Source organism: Mesorhizobium sp. M4A.F.Ca.ET.090.04.2.1, from assembly GCF_003999085.1.
Classification (GTDB): Bacteria; Pseudomonadota; Alphaproteobacteria; order Rhizobiales; family Rhizobiaceae; genus Mesorhizobium.
This window is the reverse complement of sequence record NZ_RZOT01000200.1, coordinates 1-9653: the sequence shown is the minus strand read 5'-3', so window position 1 is coordinate 9653 and position 9653 is coordinate 1. Positions and strand designations below refer to the sequence as shown.

Genomic DNA, 9653 nt, shown 5'->3' with positions numbered 1-9653 from the left:
GCTCACCGCCCGATCTGGAAGACATCATCCGCCGCGGCCAGGACAGATTGCGCCGCGCCCTGCCGGGCGGCGGTGGCGCCAGCCCCGCCGTATTCGGGCTGATCGCGGCTGCGCTGGTCGTGCTGTGGGCGTTCAAGGCGGTCTACACCGTGCAGCCCGACGAGGTTGCGGTCGAACTGCGCTTCGGCAAGCCGAAGGCCGAGCTGTCGCAGCCCGGCCTGCATTTCCACTGGTGGCCGGTCGAGACCGTCGAGACCGCCAACATTGCCGAGCAGCTGGTCGATATCGGCGGCGGCGCGAGCGGCAGCAACAGTTCCGGACTGATGCTCTCGGGCGATCAGAACATCGTCAACGTGCAATTCTCGGTCGCCTACCAGGTCTCCGACCCGAAAGCCTATCTGTTCGACGTGTCGGATCCTGACGGCATGCTGAGGCAGGTCGCCGAAAGCGCCATGCGTGAGGCCGTCGGCCGGCGGCCGGCGCAGGACATCTTCCGTGACGATCGCCAGGGCATTGCCGCCTCGGTGCGCGAGATCATCCAGACGACGCTGGACGGCTACAAGGCCGGCCTCAACGTCAACGCGGTCTCGATCGAGGACGCGGCGCCACCGCGCGAGGTGGCCGACGCCTTCGACGAGGTGCAGCGCGCCGAGCAGGACGAGGACAAGTTCGTCGAGCAGGCCAACCAGTATTCCAACCAGAAACTCGGCCAAGCGCGCGGCGCGGCGGCGCAGATCCGCGAGGACGCGGCAGCCTACAAGAACCGCGTCGTGCAGGAGGCCGAGGGTGAGGCGCAGCGCTTCATCTCGGTCTATGACGAATATGCCAAGGCGCCCGAGGTGACGCGCAAGCGGCTTTATCTGGAAACGATGGAGAGGGTGCTGAAGGACTCGAACAAGGTGATCGTCGAGCAGGGCAATGGGCAAGGGGTCGTTCCCTACCTGCCGCTGCCGGCACTGCAGCAGAAAGCGCCGGCGCCGGCCACCTTTGGCGCCACGACGGGAGGAAACCAGTGATGGCCAACCGTCTCCCCATCGTCGCCGTCGTCGCGGCGGTCATCCTGTTCCTGATCTATTCCTCGGTGTTCGTGGTCAACGCGCGCCAGCAGGCGCTGGTGCTGAGGTTCGGCGAGATCGTCGACGTTAAGACCGAGCCTGGCATTTATTTCAAAGCGCCTTTCGCCTTCTTCGATGCCGACAGCGTGCAGCTGATCGAAAACCGCGTGCTGCGCTTCGACCTCGACAACATCCGTGTCCAGGTGTCGGGCGGCAAGTTCTACGAGGTCGATGCCTTCATCGCCTACCGCATCTCTAACCCGCGCGTGTTCCGTGCGGCGGTGTCCGGCAGCATCGAGCTTGCCGAGCAGCGGCTGAGGACACGTCTCGATGCGGCGCTGCGCCGTGTCTACGGTCTACGCGACTTCGAGGCCGCGCTCTCCGAGGAACGCGCCGTGATGATGCGCGAGGTGCGCGACCAGCTCAGGCCCGACGCCACCTCGCTCGGCCTCGAGATCGAGGATGTGCGCATTCGCAGGACCGATCTCACGGCCGAGGTTTCGCAGCAGACCTTCGACCGCATGAAGGCCGAGCGTCTCGCCGAGGCCGAGCGGTTGAGGGCCCGCGGCAACGAGGCGGCGCAGCGCATCAAGGCCCGCGCCGACCGCGAGGTGGTCGAAATCGTCGCCGAGGCGCAGAAGGAATCGGAAATCCTGCGCGGTGAGGGCGAAGCCCAGCGCAGCGCAACCTTCGCCTCCGCCTATCAGCGCGACCCGGCCTTCTTCGAGTTCTACCGCTCGATGAACGCCTACGGTACGGCGCTGGACAACACCGGAACGACCATGGTGCTGTCGCCGGAATCCGAGTTCTTCCGCTATTTCCGCGACCCGAACAGCACGGAGACACCGGCAAAGCCAACGGCGCCGGCAACGCCGCCTGCGCAACCCGGCACCGGCCAGTAGCGTCCGGTGCAGGACTTTCTCGCGGCAATAGGCCTGGTCCTCGTCGTCGAGGGCCTGGTCTATGGCGGATTTCCTGGCCTCGCCAAGAAACTCGCCACCGAAGTCCTGTCGATGCCGGAGACGGCGCTGCGCATCGCCGGACTGGCGGCGATCGCCATCGGTGTCGGCATCGTCTGGCTGGTGCGCGGCTGACGAAATTTCTTGGTGCCGGCGTAACGGACGATTTATCCTCTGCCGATAGCCACAGCCGCAAACGTGCCGTATTTCTTGCCAACATGACGCAACGCGGCGTTTTTGCGGAAGCGCTTTCTTTCAGAAACACCGGGAGGCCCTCGATGACATCCAACACCCTTCTGCGCGTGGCCAGGCGGACGCTTGTCGCCGGCGCAGCGGCGCTGCTCGTCGGCACCCTCGTTGTCCCGTCCACCGTCACACCGACCGTCGCCGCCGACGGACCGGCTTCGGTCGCCGACCTTGCCCAGGGGCTGCTGGGTGCCGTCGTCAACATCTCGACCTCGCAGACGGTAAAGGGCACAGAGGGACCCGGCGCGGTGCCGATGCCGCAATTGCCCGAGGGCTCGCCGTTCCAGGACTTCTTCGACGACTTCTTCAAGAACCGCGGCGGCGACAAGGGCGGCGGCGGCCAGAAGGTGCAGTCGCTGGGCTCCGGCTTCGTCATCGATGCCGAGCAAGGCATCGTGGTGACCAACAACCACGTCATCGCCGACGCCGACGACATCGAGGTGAACTTCTCGGACGGCGTGACGCTGAAAGCGACACTGGTCGGCACCGACACCAAGACCGACGTCGCCGTGCTGAAGGTCGATCCGAAGGGCCACAAGCTGACGGCGGTGAAGTTCGGCGATTCCACCAAGATGCGCGTCGGCGACTGGGTGATGGCGATCGGCAATCCGTTCGGCCTCGGCGGCACGGTGACGGTCGGCATCGTCTCGGCACGCAACCGCGACATCAATTCCGGCCCCTATGACGACTTCATCCAGACCGATGCCGCGATCAACCGCGGCAATTCCGGGGGTCCGCTGTTCAACAGCCTGGGCGAGGTCATCGGCATCAACACGGCGATCATCTCGCCGTCGGGCGGCTCGATCGGCATCGGCTTCTCCATTCCCTCGCAGCTTGCCTCGGGCGTCGTCGAACAGCTTCGACAGTTCGGCGAAACGCGGCGCGGCTGGCTCGGCGTGCGCATCCAGCCGGTCACCGACGACATTGCCGAAAGCCTCGGCATGGCGACCGCAAAGGGCGCGCTGGTGGCCGGCGTCATCAAGGGCGGACCGGTCGACAACGGCACGATCCTGGCCGGCGACGTCATCATCAAGTTCGACGGCAAGGACATCCACGAGATGCGCGACCTGCCGCGCGTCGTCGCGGAAAGCCCGGTCGGCAAGGCAGTGGACGTGGTCATCGTGCGCAAGGGCGTCGAGCAGACGGTGAAGGTGACGCTCGGCCGGCTCGAGGACGGCGAGAAGCTGGCGAGCGGCGAAGATGGCAACACCGACGAGGACAATGGCGACAAAGCGCCCGCGGTGTCTACGGCCGCCGTGCTCGGCATGACTATCGGCGAGCTCAATGACGAAACGCGGACCAAGTTCGGCATCGCCGCCGACGTCTCCGGCGTCGTCATCACCGACGTCACCAAGGATTCGGCCGCGGCAGAGCGTGGCATCCAGCCCGGCGAGGTGATCACCGAGATCGCCCAGGAATCGGTCGCCACGCCGAAGGATGTCATGGACCGGATCGGCGCTTTGAAGGAGCAGGGGCGCAAGAACGCGCTGTTGATGTTGGCGTCGAAGACCGGTGAGTTGCGGTTTGTCACGATCCGGATGGATTGAGTCCGGTAAGGCCTGCAACAATCTGATTTCAATATGAAAAGGGCGGCTGACGAGCCGCCCTTTTTCTTGCCTGCCAGTCCTTGCGCGACAGAGCGTAGAGGACATGCCGCTTGAGATGCGGGTGGCTATCGGGGATCGAGGGGTGGTCGAAATCGCGAGCCGGGTCGGGGCTCATGCCGAGGCGTTCCATGACGGCCGTCGAGCGGCGGTTGGCGGCGACGGCGAAGGAGACGATTTCATCGCGGTCGAGCGTTTCGAAGCCAAAGGCGAGCCAGGCTTCGGAGGCCTCCGTGACATAGCCCTTGCCCCAGAATTCCGGCGCCAGACGCCAGCCGATCTCGATTGTGTCGGAAGGCATGGACGGCACGTGATCGGTCTCTAAGAGGCCGACAAAGCCGATGCATTCGCCCGTCGCGGCGATCTCGGCGGCGGCAAAGCCAAAGCCATCCTCGGCGATCCAGCCGCGAAATTCATCCATTTTGGCATCCGTCTCGGCGCGGTCGCGGCGGAACGGAAAGAATTCCATCACCTGCTCGTCAAAATTGATGCGATGGAAGAGCTCGCGATCACGGTCCTCCCAGTTGCGCAGGATCAGGCGCTCGGTGCGCATCGGTTTCATCCGGCAAACTCCTCCTGGCGATAGCCCTGGAGATAGAGCAGCGCCGTCAGATCGCCATGGTCGATGCGGACCTTGGCCTCCGCCGCCACCGAAGGCTTGGCATGCAGGGCAACGCCGGTGCCGGCAAGGCGGATCATGTCGAGGTCGTTGGCGCCGTCGCCGACGGCAAGCGCGTCGGCCGGTGTGAGGCCGAGGCGGGCAGAGATTTCAAGCAACGCCTCCGCCTTGGCGGCGCGGCCGAGAATTGGCTCGGCGACCAGCCCGGTGAAACGGCCGTGCTCTTCGATCAGGCGGTTGGCGCGGTTCTCCTGGAAGCCAAGCATCGCCGCGATGCGGCTGGTGAAGACATTGAAGCCGCCTGACACAAGTGCCGTCCAGGCGCCGTTGCCCCGCATGGTACGCACAAGCGCGAGGCCGCCGGATGCCAGCGTCAGCCGGTTTTCGATCAGACGGTCGACCACGGCGGTATCGAGGCCGTTCAACAGAGCCACGCGCTCGCGCAGGGCCGGCTCGAAGGCGATCTCGCCGTTCATCGAGCGCGCGGTGATCGCCGCGACACGGTCCTTGACGCCGATCTCGTCGGCCAGTTCGTCAATGCATTCCTGGTCGATCATCGTCGAATCCATGTCGGCGATGAGGATCTTCTTGCGCCGGCCCTCAGCCGGCTGGACGATCACGTCGACCGGGTGCGAGGCGAGCGCGGCGCGCAGGGCGGCGGCCGCTTCGCCTGCGTCGGCCTTCTCCGGCAGGACGAGATCGCAGGCAATGTCCTCGGCCAGCCAGCGAACAGCGCTTGCGCCGACCGACCGTGAGGCCATATTCGCAAGCGTGGCCGAGACAGCGCGGCCTTCGGGATGGGACACAAGCGTGGCGATCAGCGGCATCGAGACTTCCGGGCAGGCGGGCGAGGGCCGCGTGAAGAACGCGATCCTGATAGCCGGGCCGACCGCCAGCGGCAAGTCGGCGCTTGCGCTGGAACTCGCCGAGCGCGAGGGCGGCGTCATCGTCAACACCGATTCGATGCAAGGCTATTCCGTGCTCGACGTGCTGACGGCGCGGCCGGGTGCCGCCGATCTCGCCCGCGCGCCGCATTTTCTCTACGGCCATGTCCATCCGTCGGTCGCCTACTCCACCGGCGCCTGGCTGCGCAACGTCACGAAGCTGATCGACGACGGCCTGCTCGCCGGACGGCCGGTGATTTTCGTCGGCGGCACCGGGCTCTATTTTCGTGCGCTGGCCGAAGGGATTTCGGACATGCCCGACATTCCGCCGGCGATCCGCGACCGCTGGCGGCACGAGCTCAAGGAGCAAGGCGCCGACCGGCTGCACCGCATCCTTATGCGCGAGGATTCGGCGGTCGGCATGCAGCTCAGGCCGACCGACGGCCAGCGGATCGTGCGGGCGCTGGAGGTGCTCGACGCCTCGGGCCGTTCCATAGCCGAATGGCAGGCGGCGCGCGGCCAGCCGCTGATCGACCGCGACAGCGCGCGCTTCCTGGTGATCGAGCCGGACCGCGCGGAGCTGGTCGGCCGGATCGAGGCGCGGTTCGACAGCATGCTCGACAAGGGCGCGCTGGAAGAGGTCAAGCAGCTTATGGCGCTCGGCCTCGATCCGGACCTGCCGGCGATGAAGGCGATCGGCGTCCGCGAATTGCAGGCGGCGATGGCAGGACAGATGGGCTTCGCCGAAGCGATCGAGCGCGCCAAGATCGCGACGCGGCAATATGCCAAGCGCCAGGCCACCTGGTTCCGCCATCAACTGGGCCCGGAGTGGCGGCGCCTCCATTCTGCCGGCGACGCGATGCCTGCGATTTGATCTCCGGCCACTAATGCAATCACAAAACTAAATCAAAAACCTGATATTCTCGCTCAGGTTGTCCGGGTTAACCGTCCGTAAGGCCCTGCATGGCATAAGGTCCTTGGGATGTTTCCACGGGCAGCAGATGCGTTTCCATAAGGCGGAATCCGCTTTTTTCGTCTTTATTTTCGTGATCCTGGCAGCCGGCCTGGTGACGCTGCACGCCTATGGTTTCCTGCAAGCCATCGCCACTGACATGGACGCGGCTTCCCGCATCGAAAAGATCAAGTATCTCAATAGACTGCTGTTCGCGACCGGCGTGCTGCTCGCAACCGCGCTGTTCTTCGGCGTGTTCTTCATCTACCCCCTGATCCGCAGGCAGGCGACGGAAGAAGGTAAGTTGCGCGCCATGACGGTCTCGCTCAGCGCGCGTTCGGAAACGCTGGAGCACGCGGCGCTGACCGACGGGCTGACCGGCATGCAGAACCGGCGCTATTTCGACGACGCACTGAAGGAGTATCTCGAGGAGTTTCGCCGCATCGAAAAGCCGGTCGGGCTGATGATCCTCGATCTCGACCATTTCAAGCAGGTCAACGACACGCATGGCCACGATGTCGGCGACGAGGTACTGAGGGCAGTCGCCGGCTGCCTGAAGGGCATGACACGCTACCACGACGTGGTGGCGCGGCTCGGCGGCGAGGAGTTCGCCGTGGTGACACCGAACATGGACGCCGAACTGCTGGCCAAATTCGCCGAACGTATCCGCAAAGCGATCGCCAACATGTCGGTGCTGTCGGGCAATGTGCGCCTGAAGATCACCACCAGCGTCGGTCTTGCCGTCTGGGATCGCAAGGAAACGGCCGAGGACTTCTATCGCCGCGCCGACCGCCAGCTCTATGAGGCGAAGCGGCAGGGACGCAACCGCGTCTGCGCCTAAAATCCCATCATCAAATTCGTGATGCTGGCCGGCTGATGCCGTTTTTCTGCGCTTCCGGTGCTCACGGACTAAATGTCCGCTCCGCTCCGGTTCTCGAAAACGACACCATCCGACTCAGCCTGACGAATTTTCTGACGGAATTTACCCAGGCCCGCTCGGTGCTTTGGAATTTTCCCAGACATCAATCGTTCTGCGGGCGCATGCCGAAGGTTGCGGGCTTGAGGCCGTAGCGCGTGTCGAAGTCCTCGTCCGGCTGCATGCGCGGGGCGGCAGGCTTGCGGTAGTCCGGGTCGCCAGCCTGGCGGGCCGTATCGACGACCTCGGCGAAGGCCATCTGCTGCTGCGGCTTCGGCACGTTGCGCAGCCGCTCGACGATCGCGGCGAGATCGACGTCTTCGCCGGTTTCGGACGGTACCGCCTTTTCGCGCGTGCCCGTGCCGGGAATGAGCTCCTGCGCCAGTTTCTCGAACTTCAATCGCATGGTCGTCGCCACGCCCTCGCCGAAGGCGATGGCTTCACGCTGGCCCATAGAGGACAGGAAGGCCAGCGTCGAGGCCGAGGAATCGGCGATCGCCGAACGGATGATCGCCTGGTCCTGCTCGTTGGCCAGCCGCATGGCGAAGAAGGTCGAGCACTGCGACAGGATGGTCGGGTCGAGCTCGCCCGGACGCTGGGTGACGACGCCGAGATAGCAGCCGTATTTGCGGCCCTCCTTGGCGATGCGCGACAGCGCGTGCCGGGTCGGCGCGAAGCCGAGGCGCGGATCGGCCGGCATGTAGCGATGGGCTTCCTCGCACAGCAGCAGCAGCCGCAGCCGGCCCTCGCTCCACAGAGCCAGGTCGAAAGCCAGGCGCGCCAGCACCGAGCAGACGGAATTGACCACTTCGGAGGGCATGCCGGCCATCTCGAAGCAGGTTACCGGACGGCCATGGTTCGGCACGCGGAAGATGTTGCCGATCGTCTCGTGGATCGTGTCCTCGATCAGGCGCGAGTTGAACATGAATCGGTAGCGGGGATCGGACGCCGCCGATTCGATGCGCGTCTTTAGAGATTTCAACGTCGGGCGGTCGTTCTTGCTTTCGAGCATGCCCATGCGCTCGTCGATCTGCTTGATGAGATCGGCGATGCGGTAGGGCACCGGCGTATCGGCCGTCAGCGCGTCGCTGCCGCGCCTCAGATAGGTGCCGGAACCCGGGTTGCGATAGAGGTTCTTGGCGGCGGGGATGAGATCGCGCAGCACATCGACTTCCTCGGGCTCCGTCTCGCGCCCGCGAAACAGCACCTCGGCGAACTCTTCCAGCCTGAACATCCAGAAAGGCAGGTCCAGCGTCTTGGAATCGACCCTGACGCAATATTCGGGCAACGAGGCGGCGAACTCGTTGTGCGGGTCGAGGATGAGGATGCGCAGATCCGGCCGGGCCTCGATCGATTTGCGCAAAAGCAGCGACACGGCGGTGGATTTGCCGACGCCGGTGGTGCCGACGATGGCAAAGTGGCGCGCCAGGACATCGTCGATGGCGATGTTGGCGTCGATCGCCTCGTCCTGTGACAGCGTGCCAATGGTGATCGAATGCCGGCCGGCGAGGTCGTAGACGGCCTGCAAGTCGCGGCTGCGGATGCGATGCGCAATGGCGCCGATATGTGGGTAGGTGGTGATGCCGCGATCGAAGACCGGCTTAGCGCCCGGCTCGGCGCCGTCACGCACTTCGCCGATCAACTCGATGCTGACCTCGATCGGGTTCTGGCCCTCATTGCTCCAGGCGCGGTCCGACTTGCCGATTTCATAGACGAGGCCGACGGTTCGCGTCGAGCCGAGGTTGATCGAGATCATCTTGCCGACGGTCCATAGACCGGTGACCGTGCCTTCGACATCGTCGGCATAGGCGCTGATGGTGGCGCGCGCGCCGTCGCATTGCACGACATTGCCGAGAATGCGCTTGTCGTTCTGTTCCCTGTTGCGGCGCTCCTGCGAGGTCGCTTCTCCAACGGAGACTTCGCGTTCGACAAACATAGATGGCATGATCCCCATTCCCTCGACGTTCAGCCTACACAGATGAGGTTAAGCCGGGGTGAGGTCGGATGGTGTAGGCGGCGTTAAGCCGACCGCTAAGATTCGATCAAGCGCGCTCTTTCATTCCATGTCGTCATTCGATATATTGAACGAATGAATTATATAGCGAACGACATTTCATCCAGCCTTGGCTACAGGATACATTCGGAACGGACCTTGCGGAGCTGGTCGCTGGCGCAGCTGGCGGAGCGCTCCGATGTGTCGAAGGCAATGCTCAGCACCATAGAGCAGGGCAAGACCAGCCCGACCGCGGCGCTGCTGGTGCGCATCGCCGCGGCCTTCGGCATGACGCTGTCGACGCTCATTGCCAGGGCGGAACTCAAGGGCGGCGGCCTGCTGCGCGAAGGCGAGCAGCCGGTGTGGCGCGATCCGGCCACCGGCTATCTCAGGCGGCACCTCTCGCCCGCGTCGGACATGCCCTG

10 protein-coding genes are annotated in these 9653 nt (G+C 64.7%); 7 read left to right on the top strand and 3 right to left on the bottom strand.

The window, feature by feature from the left end:
• From hflK to EN781_RS15885, 4 genes are all read left to right on the top strand, one after another.
• A partial coding sequence (gene hflK, locus EN781_RS15900; RefSeq protein WP_189347606.1) for an FtsH protease activity modulator HflK occupies positions 1-1016 on the top strand: 1016 nt, incomplete at its 5' end.
• On the top strand, positions 1016-1957 hold the full coding sequence (locus tag EN781_RS15895; protein ID WP_126053960.1) for a protease modulator HflC: 942 nt from the start codon (positions 1016-1018) through the stop codon (positions 1955-1957). The genes hflK and EN781_RS15895, both read left to right, overlap by 1 nt.
• Positions 1958-1963: 6 nt before the next feature.
• Complete coding sequence (locus tag EN781_RS15890) at positions 1964-2149, top strand: DUF2065 domain-containing protein (protein ID WP_126053961.1); 186 nt, start codon at positions 1964-1966, stop codon at positions 2147-2149.
• A 143-nt stretch (positions 2150-2292) separates the two neighbouring features.
• A complete protein-coding gene (locus EN781_RS15885) occupies positions 2293-3807 on the top strand; it encodes a DegQ family serine endoprotease (RefSeq protein WP_126053962.1) in 1515 nt (504 codons plus the stop codon).
• 28 nt (positions 3808-3835) lie between these two features.
• On the opposite strand, the gene EN781_RS15880 is transcribed toward EN781_RS15885, so the two are convergent.
• Together EN781_RS15880 and serB are read right to left on the bottom strand one after the other, a co-directional pair.
• On the bottom strand, positions 3836-4426 hold the full coding sequence (locus EN781_RS15880; protein WP_126053963.1) for a GNAT family N-acetyltransferase: 591 nt from the start codon (positions 4424-4426) through the stop codon (positions 3836-3838).
• Complete coding sequence (gene serB, locus EN781_RS15875; protein WP_126053964.1) at positions 4423-5310, bottom strand: phosphoserine phosphatase SerB; 888 nt, start codon at positions 5308-5310, stop codon at positions 4423-4425. Before serB ends, EN781_RS15880 begins: the two co-directional genes overlap by 4 nt.
• Here serB and miaA point away from each other — a divergent pair.
• Complete coding sequence (gene miaA, locus EN781_RS15870; RefSeq protein WP_126059044.1) at positions 5300-6241, top strand: tRNA (adenosine(37)-N6)-dimethylallyltransferase MiaA; 942 nt, start codon at positions 5300-5302, stop codon at positions 6239-6241. The two genes, serB and miaA, sit on opposite strands and share 11 nt — an antisense overlap.
• A gap of 127 nt (positions 6242-6368) precedes the next feature.
• Entirely contained in the window at positions 6369-7160 is a 792-nt protein-coding gene (locus EN781_RS15865; protein ID WP_126053965.1) for a GGDEF domain-containing protein, read from the top strand.
• A gap of 181 nt (positions 7161-7341) precedes the next feature.
• On the opposite strand, the gene EN781_RS15860 is transcribed toward EN781_RS15865, so the two are convergent.
• On the bottom strand, positions 7342-9171 hold the full coding sequence (locus EN781_RS15860; protein WP_126059045.1) for an ATP-binding protein: 1830 nt from the start codon (positions 9169-9171) through the stop codon (positions 7342-7344).
• Between the two features lie 153 nt (positions 9172-9324).
• Here EN781_RS15860 and EN781_RS15855 point away from each other — a divergent pair.
• On the top strand, positions 9325-9653 hold a 329-nt coding region (locus EN781_RS15855), incomplete at its 3' end, for a helix-turn-helix transcriptional regulator (RefSeq protein ID WP_145965518.1).

Excerpts from the sequence above, each read along its gene's own strand:
- EN781_RS15895 (WP_126053960.1), top strand. The coding sequence starts at position 1,016 with ATGGCCAACCGTCTCCCCATCGTCGCCGTCGTCGCGGCGGTCATCCTG.
- EN781_RS15885 (WP_126053962.1), top strand. The coding sequence starts at position 2,293 with ATGACATCCAACACCCTTCTGCGCGTGGCCAGGCGGACGCTTGTCGCC.
- EN781_RS15880 (WP_126053963.1), bottom strand. The coding sequence starts at position 4,426 with ATGAAACCGATGCGCACCGAGCGCCTGATCCTGCGCAACTGGGAGGAC.
- serB (WP_126053964.1), bottom strand. The coding sequence starts at position 5,310 with ATGCCGCTGATCGCCACGCTTGTGTCCCATCCCGAAGGCCGCGCTGTC.
- EN781_RS15865 (WP_126053965.1), top strand. The coding sequence starts at position 6,369 with ATGCGTTTCCATAAGGCGGAATCCGCTTTTTTCGTCTTTATTTTCGTG.
- EN781_RS15860 (WP_126059045.1), bottom strand. The coding sequence starts at position 9,171 with ATGTTTGTCGAACGCGAAGTCTCCGTTGGAGAAGCGACCTCGCAGGAG.